The organism is Pseudomonas sp. 21615526 (genome assembly GCF_013386245.1).
Lineage (GTDB): Bacteria > Pseudomonadota > Gammaproteobacteria > Pseudomonadales > Pseudomonadaceae > Aquipseudomonas.
In genome coordinates this window covers 199275-220385 of sequence record NZ_JACAOM010000029.1, presented here as the reverse complement: position 1 = coordinate 220385, position 21111 = coordinate 199275, and the positions used below count along the sequence as shown (strand labels likewise).

At 62.8% G+C, this 21111-nt stretch carries 19 protein-coding genes; 7 read left to right on the top strand and 12 right to left on the bottom strand.

Translation table 11 applies throughout. The features are described 5' to 3' along the window. Nucleotides 1–10: 10 nt before the first annotated feature. Complete coding sequence (locus tag HX786_RS10750) at nt 11–1339, bottom strand: autotransporter domain-containing protein (protein WP_178912038.1); 1329 nt, start codon at nt 1337–1339, stop codon at nt 11–13. Nucleotides 1340–1450: 111 nt separating this feature from the next. Next, the gene (locus HX786_RS10745; protein ID WP_178912037.1) at nt 1451–4423 is read right to left on the bottom strand and encodes an autotransporter domain-containing protein; all 2973 of its coding nucleotides are present in this window, start codon (nt 4421–4423) and stop codon (nt 1451–1453) included. 87 nt (nt 4424–4510) lie between these two features. Here HX786_RS10745 and HX786_RS10740 point away from each other — a divergent pair, with 87 nt between their 5' ends. Further along, nucleotides 4511–4786: a helix-turn-helix domain-containing protein gene (locus HX786_RS10740; RefSeq protein WP_087694596.1), complete on the top strand. Its 276-nt coding sequence runs from the start codon at nt 4511–4513 to the stop codon at nt 4784–4786. 201 nt (nt 4787–4987) lie between these two features. Here HX786_RS10740 and HX786_RS10735 read toward each other — a convergent pair whose 3' ends face one another. Genes HX786_RS10735 through HX786_RS10725 form a run of 3 tightly spaced genes read right to left on the bottom strand, consistent with a single transcriptional unit; the run spans nt 4988 to nt 6751 of the window. Then, nucleotides 4988–5659: a GNAT family N-acetyltransferase gene (locus HX786_RS10735; RefSeq protein WP_178912036.1), complete on the bottom strand. Its 672-nt coding sequence runs from the start codon at nt 5657–5659 to the stop codon at nt 4988–4990. Nucleotides 5660–5672: 13 nt separating this feature from the next. Beyond that, nucleotides 5673–6119, bottom strand: coding sequence for a GNAT family N-acetyltransferase (locus tag HX786_RS10730; protein WP_087694598.1), 447 nt, complete (start codon nt 6117–6119; stop codon nt 5673–5675). Next, complete coding sequence (locus HX786_RS10725) at nt 6116–6751, bottom strand: FMN-binding negative transcriptional regulator (RefSeq protein ID WP_003213431.1); 636 nt, start codon at nt 6749–6751, stop codon at nt 6116–6118. The genes HX786_RS10730 and HX786_RS10725 overlap by 4 nt, the downstream gene beginning before the upstream one ends. Nucleotides 6752–6841: 90 nt before the next feature. Between HX786_RS10725 and HX786_RS10720 the strand changes: the two genes are divergently transcribed. Beyond that, complete coding sequence (locus HX786_RS10720; RefSeq protein WP_023659291.1) at nt 6842–8404, top strand: PLP-dependent aminotransferase family protein; 1563 nt, start codon at nt 6842–6844, stop codon at nt 8402–8404. A gap of 21 nt (nt 8405–8425) precedes the next feature. On the opposite strand, the gene HX786_RS10715 is transcribed toward HX786_RS10720, so the two are convergent. The 6 genes from HX786_RS10715 to aspA form a co-directional block, all read right to left on the bottom strand. Then, the gene (locus HX786_RS10715) at nt 8426–9517 is read right to left on the bottom strand and encodes a polyamine ABC transporter substrate-binding protein (protein WP_008439486.1); all 1092 of its coding nucleotides are present in this window, start codon (nt 9515–9517) and stop codon (nt 8426–8428) included. After that, complete coding sequence (locus HX786_RS10710; RefSeq protein WP_003213423.1) at nt 9514–10548, bottom strand: histone deacetylase family protein; 1035 nt, start codon at nt 10546–10548, stop codon at nt 9514–9516. The genes HX786_RS10715 and HX786_RS10710 overlap by 4 nt, the downstream gene beginning before the upstream one ends. A gap of 154 nt (nt 10549–10702) precedes the next feature. Further along, nucleotides 10703–11695 (bottom strand): AraC family transcriptional regulator, encoded by a 993-nt coding sequence (locus HX786_RS10705; protein ID WP_178912035.1) that lies wholly within the window; start codon nt 11693–11695, stop codon nt 10703–10705. 50 nt (nt 11696–11745) lie between these two features. Then, nucleotides 11746–12723 (bottom strand): asparaginase, encoded by a 978-nt coding sequence (locus HX786_RS10700; protein WP_177022395.1) that lies wholly within the window; start codon nt 12721–12723, stop codon nt 11746–11748. A gap of 77 nt (nt 12724–12800) precedes the next feature. Further along, nucleotides 12801–14252, bottom strand: a complete 1452-nt coding sequence (locus HX786_RS10695) for a sodium:alanine symporter family protein (RefSeq protein WP_003213417.1) — start codon at nt 14250–14252, stop codon at nt 12801–12803. 392 nt (nt 14253–14644) lie between these two features. After that, entirely contained in the window at nt 14645–16069 is a 1425-nt protein-coding gene (gene aspA / locus HX786_RS10690; RefSeq protein ID WP_003213415.1) for an aspartate ammonia-lyase, read from the bottom strand. A 181-nt stretch (nt 16070–16250) separates the two neighbouring features. Here aspA and HX786_RS10685 point away from each other — a divergent pair, with 181 nt between their 5' ends. From HX786_RS10685 to HX786_RS10665, 5 genes are all read left to right on the top strand, one after another. Further along, complete coding sequence (locus HX786_RS10685; RefSeq protein WP_003213413.1) at nt 16251–17159, top strand: LysR substrate-binding domain-containing protein; 909 nt, start codon at nt 16251–16253, stop codon at nt 17157–17159. Nucleotides 17160–17491: 332 nt separating this feature from the next. Then, nucleotides 17492–17983: a 5-(carboxyamino)imidazole ribonucleotide mutase gene (gene purE / locus HX786_RS10680; protein WP_003213411.1), complete on the top strand. Its 492-nt coding sequence runs from the start codon at nt 17492–17494 to the stop codon at nt 17981–17983. Nucleotides 17984–17995: 12 nt separating this feature from the next. Continuing rightward, complete coding sequence (locus HX786_RS10675; protein WP_102370181.1) at nt 17996–19081, top strand: 5-(carboxyamino)imidazole ribonucleotide synthase; 1086 nt, start codon at nt 17996–17998, stop codon at nt 19079–19081. 103 nt (nt 19082–19184) lie between these two features. Beyond that, nucleotides 19185–19430, top strand: coding sequence for a GlsB/YeaQ/YmgE family stress response membrane protein (locus HX786_RS10670; RefSeq protein WP_003213408.1), 246 nt, complete (start codon nt 19185–19187; stop codon nt 19428–19430). A 78-nt stretch (nt 19431–19508) separates the two neighbouring features. After that, nucleotides 19509–20042, top strand: coding sequence for a DUF3299 domain-containing protein (locus HX786_RS10665; protein ID WP_023659290.1), 534 nt, complete (start codon nt 19509–19511; stop codon nt 20040–20042). Nucleotides 20043–20162: 120 nt separating this feature from the next. Here the strand turns inward: HX786_RS10665 and HX786_RS10660 are convergent, their stop codons facing one another. Further along, the gene (locus HX786_RS10660; RefSeq protein WP_178912034.1) at nt 20163–21062 is read right to left on the bottom strand and encodes a D-hexose-6-phosphate mutarotase; all 900 of its coding nucleotides are present in this window, start codon (nt 21060–21062) and stop codon (nt 20163–20165) included. Nucleotides 21063–21111: the final 49 nt, after the last annotated feature.

Sequence of the window (21111 nt, the reverse complement as noted above, 5' to 3'; positions counted from 1 at the left end):
CCCGCAATAATCAGAACGCCAGGGTCCACTGGCCCAGCAAACCCTGGTTACGGCTGTGGGTGCCGACCTCGGCGGTATAGGCCAGGCCCACGGTGTGCCGGGTCGACAGCGCCAGGTCTACCCCGGTGTGCAGCGCCAGGCTGTCGCGGTCCAGGGAGGTGCCTTCGATGGTGAAGTCACTGTTGAAGCCCGGCCGTTTTACCCACGCGGAGGACTGGCGCACGGTGCTGCTCACGTCACCGTAGAGGTGCTTCCAGCCTGTGCTCAGGTGCGGCTTGAGGGCCATCTGGTTGTCCAGCGTAAAGGCACTGGCCAGGCGCAAGCCGAAGGTGCTGCTGAGGTTTTCCTGGGTCTGGGCGCCGACATTCAGCGCTGTAAAGCCGCCTTTTTCCTTGTAGCGGTCGCGGTGATAGCGCTGGTAGCCGATCCCCGCATAGGGTTCGACGCTGAAACTGCCCTTGTCCAGTTGATAGCCCAGCTCGGCGAAAGCGTTCTGGCTTTGGGCGTTGTATTTGCCTTTGGACTGCTCGCGGCGCTCAACGAAATCAAAGTCTACGGTGCGTTGGGTTTGGCCGGCATGGCTGCTGTAGATCGCCCCCAGGCGCAATGCAAGGGGGCCGTCCTGACGCACGGCGTAACCGCCGAGGTGCCAGCTGTCCAATTCGCCCTTGAAGCGTTTGGCGTTCAGGTCGCTGGCGGACTTGGCGCCCATCACACCCACCCGCCAGGCATCGTCCACTGCCCAGTCGCCGCCCAGCATCAGGCCTCGGGTGTGTTGCTGCAGGCCCACGCTACCGTGCTGTCCTTCAAGCTTGCCAGCGTTGCCCAGGGCCTGGAACCATACGTGGCCATTGCCTTCGGCATCCGTAAGGTTGCGTTCGTCGCCTGTCCGGCGCATGACTGAAAGCAGGCTGCTGTTGAGCTGTTTCATGCTGTCTTGAGTGGCGGCGCCAAGGTTGGCGTTCTGGCTGCCTGCCAGTTGCTCCAGAACTGCACCCACACGGCCCGGTGCCAGCCTGCCAAGTTCCCGGGCGATATTGTCCAGTTCGTACTCTTGCCACTCATTGAGTTCGCCCGACTTGATGAGGGTGTCCACGGCAGAGTCCAGTACGCGGGCAACCTGCTGGCCGTTACGGGTGGTGGCGTGGTCGGTAAAGTTAAAGTCGGGAGTGGGCTTGGGTGGCTTGGGGCGCTGGTGGCCTTGCTGGCCGGCCTCTGGCGCCGGGATGAACCACTCGCTGTCTGGATCGATGTCCCCTCGCGCCTGGACGAATTGAGCGTTGGTGGCACCCAGCGCGAAGGTGATGGCGAGTGCGAGTTGTTTCTGAAGGAGTGGCATGCAGGTCCGACCTCTTGATGTATGAGGTCGGGAAATCTAGCGGGGTAAAGGGCGGATAAATGTCAGGCCATCCACCCTTTGCCTGCCAGAGATGTCTCTAGTGGGCCGCGATTAAAAACTCATCTGCCATTGCCCGATCAGCCCGTGATTGCGGCTGTTACTGCCTATTTCGCCGCTGTAGCCCACGCCGAGGGTATGGCGTGCCGACAGGCCTATATCCAGCCCGGCTTCCAGCAACAGGCTGTCGCGGTCCAGGGCGCTGCCTTCGACGTTGAACGCGGTGCCGCCCATCAGGAAGGCCTGGCGGGTGCTGCTGTCCACGTCGCCGTAGGTATGTTTCCAGCCGGCGCTGACCCGCGGTGTGAGACTGATGCCGTTGTCCAGCTGGCTCAAGTGCGCCAGGCGCAGGCCGAAGGTGCTGCTGAAATTGTCCTGGGTTTGCCCTTCGACATGCAGGGCGGCGGCGCCGCCTTTTTCGTTGTAGCTGTCGCGGTGGTAGCGCTGGTAGCCGAGGTTGGCGAACGGCTCGGCGCTCAGGCGCCCGCTGCCCATGGCATAACCCAGTTCGGCGAAGGCTTGTTGGCTGTCGGCGTCGTAGTCACCTTTGGGCCGATCGTTGAAACCGTCAAAGGCCACCGTACGTTTACTGTCTCCCTGGTGCCCGCTGTACGCAGCACCCAGGCGCAAGGCCAGCGGTCCGCTCTGGCGCATGGCGTAGACGCCGGCGTGCCAGCTGTCGACGCTGCCGTCGACGCCGGTGGTGTCCAAGTCGGTCTTCGAATAACCGCCCAGCACGCCCACGCGCCAGTCCGAATCTAGCGCCCAATCGGCCCCCAGCACGCTGCCTTTGGTGCGCTGGGTCAGGCCATTGCTGCCGTGGTCGCCGTCGAGCTTGCCGTAGCTGCCGATACCTTGCAGCCACAGGCGGCCCCGGGCATTGGGGTCGTTGAGGTTACGGGCTTCGGCGGGTACGCCGGTGGCGGCCAGTACGGGGGTGTCTTTTTGATCAAGGCCCACCAGCAGTCCGGCACCGCCGCCCAGTTGGTGCATGGCGTTCAACATGCTGTTACCGACCTGGGCGCTGGCGCCGAGGGTGGCACTGGTCAGGTTGGCGGTGCTGCTGCCGGCCAATTGCTCAATGGCGGCACCGGCGCTGCTGTTGGTGGTGTTGAGCAAGGCGTTGTACAACGCGTTGTTCTTGCCCAGGCTCGCCAGGGCGTTGGCGGCGCGGGTGCCGTTGCCGGTGTTGGCGAACTGATTGAACGCCACGTCATTGCGGGAATAGGTCAGGCCGACCTGGGTAGGGCTGTAATCCAGGGTGGGGGTGAGGAAGGCATAGTCGCTGGTGACCTTGCCGAACGTGCCATTGATGCTGCCGGCCTGCAGTACCGTGTAGTGGCTCTGCCACGGGTAGGTGCCGGTGCCGGGATTGACCGCCAGGGTCGCGCCATTCAGGTACGCGGTGCCGCCGACCTGGACCGGTGCGCTGCTGCCGTCGGCGTTCACGCCATAGGCCAGGGTCGAGCCGCTGGTCATCGTCAGGTCGCGGGTGATGCTGGCGGTGCCGAGGGCGGTGCTGGTCTGCAAGGTGCCTTTGACCAACAGGCTGCCGACACTGCCGCCACCGGCATAGATACCGCCTTCATCGACGGTCAGGTTGCCAGCGATCCCACCCTGGTTGATCAGCTTGGCGCCGCTGAAAATCTCGCCGCCGTCGCTGAAGTCGCCGCTGCCGGTGAGGGTCCAGGTGCCTTGCTTCACGTCCAGCCATTCGAAGTTGCGGCTGTCGCCGAAACTGCCGCCGGCGGCGTCGTCCATGATCACGCGGTCATATCCGGTGCCACCATCCACCACGCCGACAAAGCGGCTGCCGCCGAGCAGGGTCAGCGTGTCATCGCCGCCGCCCAAATCCAGGGCCAGGCCGTTGCTGCCGCTGATCAAGCCGGCGTTGACCACCGTGTCGGCAAACTCGCCGACGAACTTCACGCCGAAGCCGTTCAGGCCCTGAATGGTGCCATGGTTGATCAGGGTGGTTGCAGCAAGTCCCGGGCCGTCGCTGCCGTCGTCCACCAGCACCGCGTTGTTGGCACCGCTTACCAATGCACCCACGCCGTTGAACACATAGCCACCACCGAGGGCGATGCCTTCGCTGCCGTTGGCAAAGCCGTTCTTGTCGACACCACCGGCGCCGACGCCCTGGATGACTCCGTAGTTTTCGATGTGGGCAATCTTGTCGATGTCCACGCCGTCACCATCGCCGTCCGGCTGCAGTCCGGAGAATGCGCCGGTAATAGTGCCGTGGTTGATCACCGTGCCATCGCCGTCGGAACCAAAGCCCGAGCCGTTGCGGCCGATTACCGTGCCGTAGTTGGTCAGCGTGGCGCCCAGGTCGGTGGTGATGCCGTGGCGGCCGCCGGAGATGAGGCCGTAGTTGGTGACGGTCACGCCAGTAGCGGAGTCGATGTCGACGCCGTCGAATTTGTCATCGCGCGAGTGGGTGTCGCCGGTGGAAATCTCGCCGTAGTTGGTGAGGGTGGCATTACCGCCGGTTTTCATGCCGTCGCTGGCGTCGCCGCGAATCAGCCCGCCCTGGCGGTTGATGATAGTGGTGGTGACGTTGGAGCTGCGGATCGCATCCAGGTCCAGCCCTTGGCCGGTGGCAGAGCGAATGGTGCCGCTGTTGTCGATCAGCAGGCTGCCGCTGGCGAAGTTGCTGTCGATGCGCAGCGCGTCGTTGGCGCCCTGGATCACGCCACCGGCGCGGTTGTAGATGCTGTAGTTGCGCGCGGCGGTGAGATCGCCGCTGCTGTCGATGGCCCGGCCACCCGTGGAGGTAATGCTGCCGGAGTTGTCGATCACCACGCCATTACCGGTGGTGCCGTCCTTCAAGGTCACCGCGACTTTGGAGGTGGTGATACTGCCCGGTGCCGAAATCGTCAGCGAGTCGCTACCGCCCAGGGTTTGCCCGGTGGTGGTGGGCGTGTCGATCTGCAGCGTCTTGGTTGGCGCGGGCGCCGCATCGGCAAAACCGCTGCTGACCAGCAGGCCGAGAGTGAGCGCAAGGCGCTGGGGCGAAGGGGGCATGGCGGGCGACCTTGTTTTTGGAAAAGAGTCGACCTGTATAGCGGAGGTTTTTTACAGAATGATGGCGAGGAGGTGACGGGGATTGAAATGAGCCTGACGGTTGAAGAACGAACCCGGTTGATCGAAAGCATTCAGGATGCATTGGCCGAGGGAACGCTGGAAATAGCCGAGGCGGTACGCCGGCTGCGAACGGAAGTCACTGGGCTGCATCAGAGCCAGTTTGCCAAGATGTGCAAAATCTCCGTACGCACGCTGGTGCATATCGAACATGGCGAGGGCAATCAGACGCTGAAGTCGTTGAACGCAGTGTTCAGGCCGTTTGGGTTGAAGATGGGAGTGGTGAAGGTTCGCAGAAGCTTGTAGGAAAAGGCGATGGCGTGGTGTTTGATCTATAGATGCTCGCCTATTCACCTCGGCTGAGCACAAGGCCCGGATACGCTGAAGATATAATGTGGGAGCCGGGCTTGCCCGCGATGACGGTGTGTCAGTTAATGCATTTGTGACTGATACACCGCTTTCGCGAGCAAGCCCGCTCCCACATTTGTCAGGGGGTGGCAGGGTGGCTTAGGTGCGGCACTCCACCAGCGTTTTCAACTGTCCCGAACCGGTCTGGTTTGCATCCGACAGCCACGCTTCAAACCCGGCCCCAATCGCCGGCCATTCCCCATCCAGGATCGAGTACCACGCCGTATCCCGGTTGCGGCCCTTGACCACGGTGTGCTGGCGAAACACCCCTTCAAAACTGAAACCCAAACGCTCGGCGGCGTTTTTGGAGCGGGCGTTGGCGTTGTTGCACTTCCACTCCAGGCGGCGATTGCCCAGCTCAAACGAGTGCCTGGCCAGCAGGTACACCGCCTCGGTGCTTTTCGGTGAACGTTGCATCGGGGCGCCGAAGGTCACGTGGCCGATTTCAATGCGGCCTTGCTCGGGCACGATGGACATCAGGCTGAGGATGCCTTGCACCTCGCCGCTGGCCTTGTCGATCACACTGAAGAAGTACGGGTCGCTGTGGGACGCGTGGTTGTTCAGCCAGGCGTCGAAGGCGGCGCGCTCGGGGAATGGGCCGTAAGGCAAATAGTCCCACAGCTTCGGATCCGCGCCGGGGCCTTGCAGGGCGTTGAACAGGTCATCGCCGTGGCGGGCCGGGTCGAGTTTTTCCAGGCGCACGAAGCGCCCTTCGATAAGGGTGACGGTGGGCGCCGGGACACCTTTCCAGTCGGCCAATGATGTCGTCATGCTGTGCTTCTCCTTAAAGACCTTTGCGAAACTGGATAAAACCGGGGCGTTCGGCGATGCGTTCGTACAGCTGGATGGCGGTGGCGTTGGTCTCGTGGGTCAGCCAGTGGACCTTGCAGCAACCGTCGGCCTTGGCGGTGGCGTAGACGAATTCGATCAGCTTGCGGCCGACGCCGGTGCCACGTTGGGCCGGGTCTACCAGCAAATCCTGCAGGTAGCAGGAGTTCTCGATGCTCCAGTTGGACCGGTGGTAGATGAAATTGACCATGCCTATGGCCTTGCCGTCTTGCCAGGCCAGGGCCGAGTGGGTCGGCTCATTGGCGTCGATCAAGCGTTGCCAGGTGTTCTGGCTGACGGCGTCGGGCAGCTCGGTGTTGTAGAAGCGCAGGTAGGCTTGCCACAGGGGCAACCAAGCGGCGTGGTCGGCGGCGCTGACCTGGCGGATTTCGATCTGGCTCATGATGGCTCCTTGGGAATAAAGCGGGCGAGGGTCTGGTCGCGTACGTCGGTGCTGGCGGCCAGGCCGTCGCGAACACCGGCGATGTCCGCCGGGCTGCGGTTCTGGCTGAGTTTGCGTTTGCCTTCCAGGCGCTGGATCGGCAGGGCAAAGCCGACAATGGCCTTGAGCATGCCGTCGATGTAGTCGGCCGGGGCGTCGCTGACTTTCCAGGGTTGGGCGCGATTGCCTTCATGGCGGTCGGTGAGGGCGCTGACCAGTTCGAGCAGGCGCTCGGCTTCGGTGAACACTTCGCCGGTGCCGTAGGCGTGTACCGCGATGTAATTCCAGGTCGGCACCACTTTGCCGTGTTCGGCCTTGGCCGGGTAGAACGACGGACTGACGTAGGCCTCGGCCCCGGCAAAAATCACCAGGGCCTCGCCGCCATTTTGCAGGTCCTGCCATTGGCGATTGGCCTTGGCCATGTGCCCGTAAAGGGTGCCGTTGGGCCCTTCATCCGGGTTGAGCAGCAGCGGCAAATGGCTGGCTTGCAGGCCTTGTTCGCCCAAGGTCACCAGTTGCGCCAGGCGCGTGTGCTGGATCAGTTGCTGGATTTCGGGCAAGTCATCGAGGGCAAAGGCGCGTGGTGTGTACATGAAGATTTTCCTTGGCGAATGCTTGCATCCTAGGCAGGCTATTGGTTCGTTGTAAGAGCCATCTACAGTCAATTTTATAGGTCCAATTCCATGCCTGCGTTAGAACCACCGCTCTCGTTCAACCCGGCGGGTATCGAGTTGGACCGCCGCCAGGGACTCACCCGCCAGCTCTATCAGGCGCTGCGCCAGCGGGTACTGGATGGCCGGTTAGTCAGTGGCACCCGGCTCCCCGCCAGCCGTGACCTGGCGGCGGCACTGTCGATCTCGCGCAACAGTGTGGTTCGCGCCTACGACCAACTGTATGCCGAAGGATTTATCGAAGGCCGCGTGGGTGATGGCACCTATGTGGCGCAATTGCCGCAGACGCCGACGCCCGCAAAAAAACTATCCACAAAAGTGTCCACAGGGTTATCAACAGGCTTATCCCCAGGTTTATCCACAAAACGGCCGGAGTTACCTGTGATTTCGTCCAGTCAAGTTATCCACAGCGGTGCGCTGGCGCGGGTGGAAAACAACCATTTGGCGCTTCCGCCCAGCGGTCCGCCGAGGGCCTTCCGGGTGGGCGTACCGGCTTTCGATCTGTTCCCGTTTGACGTGTGGGCCAAGCTGAATGCGGCTTTCTGGCGCAAGCCGGACTTGCAGCAGTTGTGTTACGGCGACCCGGCGGGCGACGCGCGCCTGCGTGGATTGATTGCGGCCTATCTACGCAGTTCTCGCGGCATGCAGTGCACGGCTGAGCAAATAGTGATCACCAGTGGCGCGCAGCAGGCAATCAGCCTTTGTGCACAGCTGCTGGTGGAGCCCGGCGATGAGGTTGCCATCGAGAATCCGGGGTATCGGGCAGCAGGCCATGCGTTCGCGGTGGCGGGCGGCCAATTGCATGGCGTGACGGTGGACAGCGAGGGCATCGACTGCGCTGCCTTGAACCGCCTCGGCGGTTGCCGCCTGGCCTACGTCACCCCGTCCCATCAATACCCCACCGGCGTGGTGATGAGCCTGGCCCGGCGCCTGGAACTGCTGGCCTGGGCCGAGCGTACGGGCGGCTGGATCGTCGAGGATGACTACGACGGTGAGTACCGCTACAGCGGCGCGCCCCTGGCGCCACTGGCGGCCCTCGATCGTACGGGGCGGGTGCTGTATGTCGGGACCTTCGGCAAGGTGGCCTTTCCGGCGCTGCGCCTGGGCTACCTGGTGTTGCCGGCCGGCCTGGTCCAGGCCTTTGCCCGGCGCCGTGCGGTGGACGTGCGCCACTCGGAAGTCAGCACTCAGGCGGTGATGGCGGAGTTCATGGCGACCGGGCATTTCCAGCGCCATGTACGCCGCATGCGCCGCGCCGCGCAGAGCCGGCTCAATGCGCTTTTGGCCGAATGGCCCGCCGGCGTTGAAGGTGTTGGCCGCCTGCCGTCGGTGGCGGCCGGGCTGCACCTGACCGTGCGGGTCGACAGCCTGGCGCGGGAACAGGCGCTGATCCAACAGGCGGCGGCGGTGGGTGTGGAGATCAATGGCTTGAGCAACTATTGGTTGCCGGACTCACTCACGCCGCAGGATCAGCGTGCCGGATTGGTATTGGGGTTTGCTGCCGTGCCCGAGGCACAGATCAGCCAGGCGTTGAAGCGCTTGGGCCAGGTTTGGCGCGCGCCGGTTGCGCACTGAGGCGCAACCGGCGGCAACCGATCAGGTGCCGGACTTGATCTTGGTCCAGGCGCGGGTCCTGGCTCGTTCGGCGTCACGTCCCAGGGGCTTGAGGGTATACAGCGTGGCCATGGCCGCCTCTGTCGGGTACAGGTTGGGGTTGTTGCGAATCGCCGGATCCACCAACCCGGTGGCGTCCTTGTTGGGGTTGGGGTAACCGACAAAATCGCTGATCGGCGCGATCACGCCCGGTTGCAGCAGGTAGTTGATAAAGGCGTAGGCGTCTTCCGGGTCCTTGGCGCCTTTGGGGATCGCGAGCATGTCGAACCAGATCGGCGCGCCTTCTTTGGGTAGCCGCATGTCCACGGTCACACCGTTCCTGGCTTCCTTGGCGCGGTTGGCGGCCTGGGAGAAGCTGCCGGAATAGCCGACCGCCACGCAGATGTCGCCGTTGGCAATGTCGGCCATGTACTTGGACGAATGGAAATAGGTGATGTACGGGCGGATCTTCATCAGCAGTGCTTCGGCTTTGACATAGTCCGCCGGGTTGCTGCTGTTGGGGTCCAGGCCCAGGTGTTGCAGGGCCAGCGGCAGGATTTCCGACGGCGAATCCAGGAGCGCCACGCCGCATTGCTTGAGCTTGCTGATGTTCTCGACGTTGAAGATCAGGTCCCAGCTGTCCACGGGGGCGTTGGCCCCCAGCGCGGCCTTGACCTTGTCCGGGTTGAAGCCGATCAGGATGGTGCCGTACATGTAGGGCACGGCGAATTTATTGCCGGGGTCGTTGGCCTCGATCAGCTTCATCAACTTGGGATCGAGGTGGTTCCAGTTGGGCAGTTTGCTGCGGTCCAGCGGCTGGAACACCGAGGCTTCGATCTGCTTGGCCAGGAACACGTTGGAGGGCACGACCACGTCATAGCCGGAGTTGCCGGTCAGCAGCTTGGCCTCGAGGGCTTCGTTGGTGTCGAAGATGTCGTAGACCAGCTTGACGCTGGGGTTCTGCGCCTTGAAATCTTCCAGGGCCTTGGGCGTGATGTAGTCGAACCAGTTGTAGACCCGCAGGGTTCTTTCTTCGGCGTGCGCAGCCCCGCTCAGCACGGCGGCGCAGAGGACGAGATGCTTGAGCATGTTCATTGGGCGAATCCCTCAAAACCTTCGAGAACGTTGACGGCATTGATGCCGATTTCTTCCACGGCGTAGCCGCCTTCCATCACAAACAGCGTCGGTTTGCCGAGGCGGGCGATTCGCGCGCCCATCGCCAGGTAGTCGGGGCTATCGAGCTTGAACTGGGAGATAGGGTCGTCCTTGAAGGTGTCGACGCCCAGCGAGACCACGATGATGTCGGCGCCGTAGCGCTCGATATCCCCGCAGGCCTGCTCCAGTGCGGCGCTCCAGCGGTCCCAGCCAGAACCTGCGGGCAACGGATAGTTGAAGTTGAAACCCTCACCGGCGCCTTTGCCCAACTCGTCGGCGTAGCCCAGGAAGAACGGAAATTCCGCCTCCGGATGGCCGTGGATCGAGGTGAACAGCACATCGTCGCGCTCGTAGAAAATCGACTGGGTACCGTTGCCGTGGTGGTAGTCCACGTCGAGGATGGCCACCTTTGTGTGGCCCTGGTCGAGAAACGCCTGGGCTGCGATGGCCGCGTTGTTGAGGTAGCAATATCCGCCCATCAAGTCGCTGGCGGCGTGGTGCCCGGGCGGACGGCACAGGGCGAAGGCACTGCGGGCGCCTTGCTGGATCGCCTGTTGCGCGGTGAGAGCGACTTGCGCCGCGCTGTAGGCCGCTTGCCAGGTGCCGGCGGTGATCGGCGCGCCGCCGTCGAAACTGTAATAGCCGAGCTGGCCGTGCAGGCTGGTGGGGATGACCCGGCGCAAGGTGCGGGCGGGCCAGGTGTAGGGCAGCAAGTCTCCGTCCTGGCCAAATGCCGTCCAGCGTTGCCAGGCGCCTTTGAAGAAGTCCAGGTACGCGGGGCTGTGAATACGTTGCAGCGGCGCCAGGCCAAAATCCTCAGGCGCTTGCACCGGGCCCAGTTCGCGGTCCTTGACCCGTTGCAACACATGGTCGGCGCGCGAGGGCATTTCAAAACAGGGCATCAGTTGCCCGTCCATCAACTCGCACCGGCCATGGTGCAGGTGGTGATCGTCCGAGTAGATCGTCAGCATATTGTTGTTCTCCGCAGGCTGAATCGGTGAGTCCAGTCTTGCGGCGGGTGGGATTAATGAGAATGGCAGGAGCGGCCAAAAGGGGATAAATATGGCCAAAGTGTGTGACCGCAATTCGCCCCGAAATGGCGCGGCCGTGCCCCAGCAAGTGGCTTCAGGGGCGGAACTGGCTGGGTGCGACGCCGCTCCAGCGGACAAAGGCGTGACGGAAACTCGCGGTTTCGCTGAAGCCCAGCGCCTCGGCAATTCGGTAAATGGGCAGCTCATCCTCGCCCAGCAATCGCTTGGCCCGCTCGAAGCGTAGCTCGTCCAGTAACTCCTGATAGCTGCAGCCCAAGTCATGCAGGTGCCGGCGTAGCGTGCGCGGGGAGCAGTTCATCTGCTCGGCCAGGCCGTCGACGCCCGGCGCGGCGCTGAGTTGGCTGGCGAGCAGGTGGCGAATCTTGCCCAGCCAGGCCTGGCGCCCGGTGAACTCGGTGTTTTGCTTGCGGCAGCGCTCGGCCATGGCCTGGTGGGTGACGGCGTCGGCTAATGGCAGGGGCTGGTCCAGCCAGCTTCGGTCGAAGGCAAACGCGTTGGCGATGGCGCCGAATTGCAGCGGGCAGGCAAAGATTTCGGCGTACCGTGCGCGGTAATCCGGGGCGTCGTGTTCAAAGCGCGCCCCCAACAGCGGCAGGGCATGCCCCAGCAGGTCGTCGCAGATCACCTTCAACGAGGCCAGGCAGAGTTCGACGTTGAACATTTCCAGCGCCGGATTTTCCCGGTAATCCGCGGCGCTGAACCAGATGCGCGTGCCGTCTTCCTCAAGGTCCAGCTCGAAAAGTGTTCCCAGCAGCGCCGGATACCGCAGCGCCAGGCGCAAAGCGTCACCGAAGGTGGCACTGGTGAGCAGTGCGTAACCGAGCATGCCATAGGAAGAAACGTGCATTTGCCGGCCCAGCTCCAGGCCGATATCCCTGCGCAGGGCCACGGCGTTGGCGCACACGCGCATCTCCTGGTTGGTGGTGATGCGGGTGTCGGCGCGGCTCAAGTCCGCCGCGCAGATACCGCTGCCGGCCAGCAAGGCCTCGGCGGGTTGGCCTTCGGCCTTGAAGGTATTGAGCACCAACGAGACGGCATTGAGGGTGGTGAGGTGGGAGTGCAACATGGGTGCTTCCAGCCAGGGGATGGCTGGAAGAGGAGCAAGTTATATGCCGGTCAGCTCAGTTCGCCGCACAGGTCGAGTTCGACCAGGCGGCGGATTTCGGCGGTGTCCAGCCCGGCGCCGATCAACGCATTGAGCTTGCCGAACGCGGCTTCACGGGTCATCCCGCCACCTGACAACACCCCGACGCCCCGCAAGCGGCTGCCGGCCTCGTACACGTCCAGCTCCACACCGCCTTCATGGCATTGGGTGATTGCCACCACGACCACGCCGTTATCCTGCGCGCGCTGCAGGCTGGCGAGGAACTGCGGGTTGTCGCTCGGCCCGGTGCCGCTGCCGAAGCATTCCAGCACCAGCGCCTGGATGCCGCTGTCGATCAACGCGTCCAATTGCGCGGCGGCGATGCCCGGCACCAGTGGCAGCACGCCCACATTGACCAGCGCCTTGGGCTGGCGGTAATGCAGCGCCGCCGGAATCATGTCCGCCTTGGCGACGCCGCCGTTACGCTGCAATGCGGCAAACGGATGGCGACCAAAACTGCGGATCTTCGCGCAGCGGGTCGGGGCCATCAGTGCACCGTGGAAGTACAGTTGCACCCCCGGCGCCAGGCCAGCGCCCAGGGCTGCCAGCGCGCCGCTGACGTTTTCCCAGGCATCGCTGTCGGGCACACCGGCCGGCAGCATCGAGCCGGTAAACAGCACCGGCGCGGGCAGGCCCAGCAGTTGGAAACTCATGGCCGCAGCGCTGTAGGCCAGGGTGTCGGTGCCGTGCAGCACCAGTACGGCGTCGCAACCCTCGTCCACCGCCTCGATCACGGCGACGCGCAGGCGCTGCCAATAGGCGGGGGTCATGTTCGCACTGTCGATCAGCGGGGACATTTCCCGAAAGCGCCAGGCTGGCATATTCAGTTGGGCGAGGGCTTCGCTCATGCGCGCTTCAAACCCCGAAGCGGGGGCCAGGCCGTTGGCGCTGGCCTGCATGCCGATGGTGCCGCCGGTGTAGAGCACCATGACGTTGTTGGCTGGTTGCATTGAAGAATCTCCTGAACGAAAAACGCCGCCGGGCCCAGAGCATGCCCAAGGCCGGGCGGCGTGTCATCTATCTAGGTTTAGCGTTGCGCTTGAGCGTTCAGTTCTGCGGTCGCTTGAGCGGCTGGCTCAGGCTTCACCGGATTTGCCGGCCAGGCCTTGCGGTCCAGGTCCAGGTCCGGGAACTTGCTGGAATCAAACACCGGGGTCTTGATGCCCGCAGCACGCTGGCCGTCGTAGTCATTCAGGATGCGCATGGCGATCTTGAACAGGAACGCCAGGGCGAACAGGTTGACGAACGCCAGCATGGTCATGGTGATGTCGGCGAAGGCAAACACGGTGCTCAGGTTCTCGATGGAACCCCAGAAAATCAGCACCAGCACCAGCGCGCGGTAGCCCATCAGCACCTTGCGGTTGTCGCCCACGATGAAGCGCAGGTTGCTCTCGCCGAGGTAGTAGTTGTACATGATCGAGGTGAACACGAACAACGCCAGGGCCACCGAGATGAACATCCGGCCCCAGTCACCCACCACCGCCGCCAGGGAGTTCTGGGTCAGGGCAATGCCGTCGCCTTCAAAGCCCGGGGTGTAGAAGCCCGAGAGCAGGATCAGCAGCGCGGTGCAGGTGCAGATCACGAAGGTGTCGAGGAACACGCTGAACGCCTGAACCACGCCTTGGGCGATCGGGTGTTCAACCGAGGCGACTGCCGCCACGTTAGGCGCACTGCCCAGGCCGGCTTCGTTGGCGAACACGCCGCGTTTCACACCCATGATGATCGCGCTGCCCACCAGGCCACCGAAGGCCTGGTCGAGGCCGAAAGCGCTCTTGACGATGGTCGCGAGCATGGCCGGCACGTGGTCGAATTGCAGCACGATCACGTACAGGGTCACCGCGATGTAGACCAGGGTCTTGACCGGCACCAGCAGGTCGGCGATCGAGGCGATACGCTTGATCCCGCCGATGAACACCAGGCCCAGCAACACCGCCAGGGCCAGGCCGGTGTAGGTGGTGTCGAGGCCAAACGCGTTGTTCAGCGAGTGGGTGACGGCATGGGCTTGCAGGCCATTGAAGGCGAAGCCGAAAGTCACCAGCAGCAGGAACGCCATCACCATGCCCAACCAGCGTTTGTGCAGGCCGTGCTGGATGTAATACGCCGGGCCACCACGGTAGGTGCCTTCAGCGTCGGTGCGTTTGTACAGTTGGCCGAGGGAGCACTCGATAAAGCTCGAAGACATGCCCACCAGTGCGGTGACCCACATCCAGAACACGGCGCCCGGGCCACCCAGGGTCACGGCAATGCCGACGCCTGCGATGTTGCCGGCACCCACGCGCCCGGCGAGGCTGAGCATCAGCGCCTGGAACGAACTGAGCTGGCCGGCGCTGCTTTTCAGGCTGTCGCGAAACACCGAAAACATGTGGAAAAAGTGACGCAACTGAACGAAACGCGAGCGGATCGTGAAGTAACCACCGAGCCCGACAATGAGCACGATCAATACTTTCCCTGAGAGGAAGTCGTTGATGACTTCTAGCATGGAGTGTTCCTCGCTGATTTTTCTAATGGCAAACGCAGGACGGTCCGACGCATCGCTCGGCACCAGGCAGTGCACGACGCTTCGACCCCAATCCTTTTGCGGGTGTTGTTATTCATGCGGTTTCGCGCTTCCCAGGGTCTCGTTACCGACGACCGCTGACGCGAAGAGGGGCGGCACTATACCTAGGAGTGGGTGATCCGTCTGCACGAGGCGATTAAAGGTTTCAGCCAAGGCGTTACGGGCAAGGCGGGTTTGTTGGGCGATCTTGGAGTTTTTATTGGCGTCATTTCACAACCTTGAGGCAAAAAAAAGGGCCTGAAGAACGAGCCTTCAGGCCCTCAAAAGGTGAGAGGTGTCTAGTCCCTCAACCTGGTGAGCGGTGCAACAAACGCTTAGGCCTTCAGAGGCACCAAGCGTGGGGCAATCATGTTTTCGGGGCGCAGGATGTCGTCGAGCATGGCGTCGTCGAGCAAGCCTTCTTCGCGCACCAGTTCCAGCACGCCGCGGCCGCTTTCAAGGGCGATACGGGCGATGCGGGTGGCGTTTTCATAGCCGATGTACGGGTTCAGCGCGGTGACCAGGCCGATGGAGTGTTCCACCAGCTCGCGGCAGCGGGCTTCGTTGGCAGTGATGCCGACGATGCAGTGCTCGCGCAGCATGTCCATGGCGCGTTGCAGCAGGCGGATCGAGTCGAAGATCTTGTAGGCGATCAGCGGCTCCATCACGTTCAGTTGCAGCTGGCCGCCTTCGGCCGCGATGGTCAGCGCCAAATCGTTACCGATGATTTGGAACGCCACCTGGTTCACGGCTTCCGGGATCACCGGGTTGACCTTGCCGGGCATGATCGAGCTGCCTGGCTGACGCGCCGGCAGGTTGATTTCGTTGATGCCGGTGCGTGGGCCGCTGGACAGCAGGCGCAGGTCGTTGCAGATCTTCGACAGCTTCACCGCGGTACGCTTGAGCATGCCGGAGAACAGCACGAAAGCGCCCATGTCGGAGGTGGCTTCGATCAGGTCGGCAGCCGGTACCAGCGGCTGGCCGCTGATGGTCGCCAGGCGCTGGACGGCCAGGGCCTGGTAACGCGGGTCGGCGTTGATGCCGGTACCGATGGCGGTGCCGCCCAGGTTCACTTCGGTCAGCAGCTCAGGCGCCAGGGTCTTCAGGCGGGCCAGGTCTTCACCGAGGGTGGTGGCGAAGGCACGGAATTCCTGGCCGAGGGTCATCGGCACGGCGTCTTGCAGCTGGGTACGGCCCATTTTCAGGACGTGGCTGAATTCTTCACCCTTGGCAGCGAACGCCTGGATCAGGCTGTCGAGGCTGGCCAACAGCGCGTCGTGGCCCAGCAGCAGACCCAGGCGGATCGCGGTCGGGTAGGCGTCGTTGGTCGACTGCGCCATGTTCACGTCGTTGTTGGGGTGCAGGTATTGGTATTCGCCCTTGCTGTGGCCCATGGCCTCCAGCGCGATGTTGGCGATGACTTCGTTGGCATTCATGTTGGTTGAAGTGCCAGCGCCGCCTTGAATCATGTCCACCACGAACTCTTCGTGGAAATCGCCGCGGATCAGACGGGCACAGGCTTCGCTGATGGCAGCGTGCTTGGCTTCGCTGAGTTGGCCCAGCTCGCGGTTGGCGTCAGCAGCTGCCTGCTTGACCATTGCCAGGCCGACCACCAATTTCGGGTAATGCGAAATCGGAACGCCCGAGAGACGGAAGTTGTTCACCGCTCGCAGGGTCTGGATGCCGTAATACGCTTGAGCGGGTACTTCGAGTACGCCAAGCAGGTCTTTTTCTGTGCGGAAAGATGCAGCGGAGGACATGACGGAAATCATCTCGATATGGACCCGGGCTAGGCCGGAACGCTGTGAATGCTAGGCTTGCAGGAGATTTTGGGCCAATGCTGTTAAACACTGGCCTATGCATAAACGGCATAATGTCGGTGTGACCCCGTTACCATGACGGACGTGTGTGCCAAAATGGTGCGTGCCCCGGGAGGATGTGATGAACCTTGAAAGCAAATGGCTGGAAGACTTTAGCGCCCTGGCTGCCACCCGCAGCTTCTCCCAGGCGGCTGAGCGGCGCTTCGTCACCCAGCCGGCGTTCAGTCGGCGCATCCGCAGCCTGGAGGCGGCGCTGGGGCTGACCTTGGTCAATCGCTCGCGCACGCCGGTCGAACTGACGGCGGCGGGGCAGTTGTTCCTGGTCACCGCGCGGACCGTGGTCGAGCAGCTCGGCGAGGTGCTGCGCCACCTGCATCACCTGGAAGGCGGGCAGGGTGAAGTCATGCAAGTGGCGGCGGCGCACTCCCTGGCCCTGGGTTTCTTCCCGCGCTGGATCGCGCAGTTGCGAAACGAAGGGCTGAACATCGCCACGCGGTTGGTCGCCACCAACGTGGGCGACGCCGTGCATGCGCTGCGTGAAGGCGGTTGCGATTTGATGCTGGCGTTCTACGACCCGGATGCGGCGATGCAGATGGACCCGGAGATCTTCCCGTCGCTGCACCTGGGCAACACCGAGATGCTGCCGGTGTGCGCCGCCGATGCCGACGGCAAGCCGCTGTTCGACCTGGAAGGCGAGGGCAGCGTGCCGCTGCTGGCCTACAGCGCCGGAGCTTTCCTGGGGCGCTCGGTAAACCTGCTGCTGCGCCAGCGGGCGCTGCGCTTTACCACGATTTACGAAACGGCCATGGCCGACAGCCTGAAAAGCATGGCCCTTGAGGGCTTGGGCATTGCCTGGGTGCCGCAGTTGAGCGTGCGCGCCGAGCTGGCCCGGGGTGAGCTGGTGGTGTGCGGCGGCCCGCAATGGCATGTGCCGCTGGAGATCCGGTTGTATCGCTGTGCGTTGGTGCGCAAGGCGAACGTGCGGTTGTTGTGGCGCAAGCTGGAAGGCGGCGCGGCGCAGAATACCTGAGCCCACACAGATCAAATGTGGGAGCGGGCTTGCTCGCGAAAGCGTAGTGTCAGTCAACCCATCTGTGGCTGATCCACCGCATTCGCGAGCAAGCCCGCTCCCACATTAGTTTTCTGGTGTGTTCGCTGACCTGGAAGTCAATAAAACCGCCTGTTTGAGGTGTAAGACAGATGGTCATTCCAGGGGCTGTTTATCTGCGTTATTACGGTATACTGCGCGGCCTTCGGCCGGTCCAACCGGCCTTAATTCGTACAACAAGCCACGCTGGATTTCCCGCGTGGCTTGTTGTTTTTTGACGCGCCTGCGGGCGCCCAGAGAGAAGAGGCACGACGATGAGTGCATTGGTTGGCGTGATCATGGGCTCCAAGTCCGATTGGTCCACCCTTAGCCACACCGCCGATATGCTGGAAAAACTCGGCATTCCCTACGAAGTGAAGGTGGTTTCCGCCCACCGCACTCCGGATTTGCTGTTCCAGTATGCCGATGAAGCAGAATCCCGTGGCATCGAGGTAATCATCGCCGGCGCCGGCGGCGCAGCTCACCTGCCAGGCATGTGTGCAGCCAAGACTCACCTGCCAGTGCTGGGCGTACCGGTGCAGTCGTCGATGCTCTCGGGCGTGGATTCGCTGTTGTCCATCGTGCAGATGCCCGCCGGTATTCCGGTGGCCACCCTGGCGATCGGCAAGGCCGGCGCGATCAACGCTGCCTTGTTGTCCGCCAGCATCCTCGGCGCCAAGCACCCGCAGTTCCACGCGGCGCTGAAAAAATTCCGTGCTGAGCAGACAGACAGCGTCCTGGACAATCCAGACCCACGCATTGCCTGAGGTGGTTGATTGATGAAAATCGGTGTAATCGGTGGCGGCCAACTGGGCCGCATGCTGGCCCTGGCGGGTACGCCGCTGGGGATGAACTTCGCTTTCCTGGATCCGGCACCAGATGCCTGTGCAGCTGCCCTGGGTGAACACCTGCGTGCGGACTACAGCGACCCGGATCACCTGCGCCAACTGGCCGATGAAGTCGATCTGGTGACCTTCGAGTTTGAAAGCGTCCCGGCTGAAACCGTGGCCTTCCTGTCGCAGTTCGTGCCGGTATACCCGAGCGCCGAAGCCTTGCGCATCGCTCGTGACCGCTGGTTCGAGAAGAGCATGTTCAAGGACCTGGGCATCCCGACACCGGCTTTCGCCGACATCCAGTCCCAGGCTGACCTGGACGCCGCGGTCGCCTCCATCGGCCTGCCGGCCGTGTTGAAGACCCGCACCCTGGGTTACGACGGCAAGGGCCAGAAAGTCCTGCGCACCGCCGCCGACGTGGTCGGTACCTTCGCCGAACTGGGCAGCGTCGGCTGCCTGCTGGAAGGCTTCGTGCCGTTCACCGGTGAAGTCTCGCTGATTGCCGTGCGTGCCCGCGATGGCGAAACGCGTTTCTACCCGCTGGTGCACAACACCCACGACAGCGGCATCCTCAAGCTGTCCGTGGCCAGCACTGACCACCCGCTGCAAGCCCTGGCCGAAGATTATTCGAGCCGTGTGCTGAAGCAACTGGATTACGTCGGCGTGATGGCGTTCGAGTTCTTTGAAGTCGACGGTGGCCTCAAAGCCAACGAAATCGCCCCGCGCGTGCACAACTCCGGGCACTGGACCACCGAAGGCGCCGAGTGCAGCCAGTTCGAAAACCACCTGCGGGCGGTAGCGGGCTTGCCATTGGGCTCCACGGCAAAAGTCGGCGAGAGCGCCATGCTCAACTTCATCGGCGTGGTGCCGCCGGTTGATCGCGTGATCGCGATTGATGACTGCCATCTGCATCACTACGGCAAGGCGTTCAAGGCCGGGCGCAAGGTCGGCCACGCCAACCTGCGCTGCAAGGATCGCGCGACGCTGCAAGCGCAGATCCTCAAGGTCGAAGCGCTGATCGCCGAGCAATAACCCAAGGCCGGGCGGAACCATTGGTACCCGCCACCCTCTGATTGCAGGAAGCCAAAGTCTGACTAGGCTTTGACTGAATTCACTTCAATCAGAGGGAAATGCCATGGGTATCATTGGGACCATCTTTATCGGTTTGATCGTCGGCCTGCTGGCGCGTTTCCTGAAGCCAGGCGACGACAGCATGGGCTGGATCATGACCATCCTGCTGGGTATCGCCGGTTCGCTGGTTGCGACCTATGGTGGCCAGGCACTGGGTATCTATCAGGCGGGCCAGGGCGCAGGCTTCATTGGTGCGCTGGTGGGTGCTGTGGTGCTGCTGGTGATCTACGGTCTGCTGAAAAAGAAGTAATTTAGCGACCAAGCCCTCTGCGCTGCGCAGGCGCAGAGGGCTAGAATGCCGGCACTGTAATCCTTGCCGAGCCTCTCCATGCGCCGTCTTCTGTTATCCCTTCTTCTATGCACCGGGTTGGCCCACGCTGGCGAACTGCCGGAAACCGACTGGCTGGAACTGATGCCCAAGTCGGACCAGAAAGCCCTCGAAGAAATGCCGGAAATCGACCACAACTCCCCGGAAGCCCAAGGCACGTTCACCGCAAAGGGTGGCCTGAAGCAGAGCAAGGGTTTGCCGGCGGTTATGTATTCCACCAAGACGGTGGCTGCCATGAACGGCAAGAATATTCGCATTGGCGGCTACCCCGTGCCGCTGGAAACCGACGCCAAGGGCCGCAGCACGCTGTTCTTCCTGGTGCCTTATCCGGGCGCCTGCATCCACGTGCCGCCACCGCCGCCCAACCAGTTGGTGCTGGTGCGTTATCCCAAGGGCTTGAAGCTGGATGACATCTACACGCCGCTGTGGGTGACGGGCACGCTGAAGGTGGAGAAGGTCAACAATGACCTGGCCGATGCGGCGTATGCGTTGGATGCGGGGAAGGTGCGGGCGGTCAAGGAATCGGATCTCTGATCTGATGCAGAACCTAATGTGGGAGCGGGCTTGCTCGCGAATGCGGTGTGTCAGTCAGCACATGCACTAACTGGAACACCGCATTCGCGAGCAAGCCCGCTCCCACATTTTTGATTGGGGTTACAGGGCGATACCGCTGATGCTCACGCCCAGGGTATGGCTTTCACCCGGCGCCAGCGTCACCACATCGTCCAGCACATTCGCGGTCTCGATGCACAACATGCCCTGCCAGCCGTCGTCGGCCATGTCACTGAAGGCCTTGGCACGTTCGGTCCACGGGTTCCAGATCACCGTCGAGCGCGAGCCTGTGCTGGTGAGCTGAACGCGGCGCTGCCAGTCTTTATCGACGATGTTCACTTGAGCCGGGGTGTCGAGGTAGATGCGGTCGGTCTCGGCGGTGAAGTGCAGCAGCCCGGATTGCTGCTTTTGGTTCCAGCCGTCGGCGGTATCGATATAGTCCCGCCCGTCCAGGCCGTCGACCTGCACGTTGCGTACATCGCTGACCGCAAAATAGCTGTGCAGCGCCTGGCTGAGGCTGACGGTCTCGGCGCCGTGGTTGTGGCTGGTCAGGCGGATGTGCAGTTGATCATCCAGCAGGATGCTCATCTTCAGGTCGACCTGATGCGGCCAACCCGGGAAGCCACCTTCAGGCACCGGCAGTTCCAGCTCAACCCTCAGCGCTGTACCTTCAGCCTCAACGCCAGCCAACGTCCAGTCAGCGGTCCGCACGAAACCATGGGCACCGGCCGGCTCGGCGCCCTGGTACATGGCCTTGACGCTCTGCGGGTTGCGGTCGAACACACCAAACCACGGCCAGCACACCGGCACGCCGGTACGAATGCCTTTGCCTTTCTTGAACACCACCTGATCGTTGGGCCAGATGATTGGCTTCTCGCCAGCGCGCTGGTAGCTGACGATATGCGCACCTTGCTGGGCCACCACCAATTCGGCGCCGTTGTGGCGGATGCGCCAAGCGTTCAGCTCATCCAGTTTTACGGTTTCAACGTTGGGCGTAGACATAGGCGCGCGCTCTCAATGGCAGACAATGGGGCAATGGACCGTCAAAACG

What these genes read in the sequence shown, in the direction of transcription:
- HX786_RS10750 (WP_178912038.1), bottom strand. Translation starts at nt 1,339, where the DNA reads ATGCCACTCCTTCAGAAACAACTCGCACTCGCCATCACCTTCGCGCTG.
- HX786_RS10745 (WP_178912037.1), bottom strand. Translation starts at nt 4,423, where the DNA reads ATGCCCCCTTCGCCCCAGCGCCTTGCGCTCACTCTCGGCCTGCTGGTC.
- HX786_RS10740 (WP_087694596.1), top strand. Translation starts at nt 4,511, where the DNA reads ATGAGCCTGACGGTTGAAGAACGAACCCGGTTGATCGAAAGCATTCAG.
- HX786_RS10735 (WP_178912036.1), bottom strand. Translation starts at nt 5,659, where the DNA reads ATGACGACATCATTGGCCGACTGGAAAGGTGTCCCGGCGCCCACCGTC.
- HX786_RS10730 (WP_087694598.1), bottom strand. Translation starts at nt 6,119, where the DNA reads ATGAGCCAGATCGAAATCCGCCAGGTCAGCGCCGCCGACCACGCCGCT.
- HX786_RS10725 (WP_003213431.1), bottom strand. Translation starts at nt 6,751, where the DNA reads ATGTACACACCACGCGCCTTTGCCCTCGATGACTTGCCCGAAATCCAG.
- HX786_RS10720 (WP_023659291.1), top strand. Translation starts at nt 6,842, where the DNA reads ATGCCTGCGTTAGAACCACCGCTCTCGTTCAACCCGGCGGGTATCGAG.
- HX786_RS10715 (WP_008439486.1), bottom strand. Translation starts at nt 9,517, where the DNA reads ATGAACATGCTCAAGCATCTCGTCCTCTGCGCCGCCGTGCTGAGCGGG.
- HX786_RS10710 (WP_003213423.1), bottom strand. Translation starts at nt 10,548, where the DNA reads ATGCTGACGATCTACTCGGACGATCACCACCTGCACCATGGCCGGTGC.
- HX786_RS10705 (WP_178912035.1), bottom strand. Translation starts at nt 11,695, where the DNA reads ATGTTGCACTCCCACCTCACCACCCTCAATGCCGTCTCGTTGGTGCTC.
- HX786_RS10700 (WP_177022395.1), bottom strand. Translation starts at nt 12,723, where the DNA reads ATGCAACCAGCCAACAACGTCATGGTGCTCTACACCGGCGGCACCATC.
- HX786_RS10695 (WP_003213417.1), bottom strand. Translation starts at nt 14,252, where the DNA reads ATGCTAGAAGTCATCAACGACTTCCTCTCAGGGAAAGTATTGATCGTG.
- aspA (WP_003213415.1), bottom strand. Translation starts at nt 16,069, where the DNA reads ATGTCCTCCGCTGCATCTTTCCGCACAGAAAAAGACCTGCTTGGCGTA.
- HX786_RS10685 (WP_003213413.1), top strand. Translation starts at nt 16,251, where the DNA reads ATGAACCTTGAAAGCAAATGGCTGGAAGACTTTAGCGCCCTGGCTGCC.
- purE (WP_003213411.1), top strand. Translation starts at nt 17,492, where the DNA reads ATGAGTGCATTGGTTGGCGTGATCATGGGCTCCAAGTCCGATTGGTCC.
- HX786_RS10675 (WP_102370181.1), top strand. Translation starts at nt 17,996, where the DNA reads ATGAAAATCGGTGTAATCGGTGGCGGCCAACTGGGCCGCATGCTGGCC.
- HX786_RS10670 (WP_003213408.1), top strand. Translation starts at nt 19,185, where the DNA reads ATGGGTATCATTGGGACCATCTTTATCGGTTTGATCGTCGGCCTGCTG.
- HX786_RS10665 (WP_023659290.1), top strand. Translation starts at nt 19,509, where the DNA reads ATGCGCCGTCTTCTGTTATCCCTTCTTCTATGCACCGGGTTGGCCCAC.
- HX786_RS10660 (WP_178912034.1), bottom strand. Translation starts at nt 21,062, where the DNA reads ATGTCTACGCCCAACGTTGAAACCGTAAAACTGGATGAGCTGAACGCT.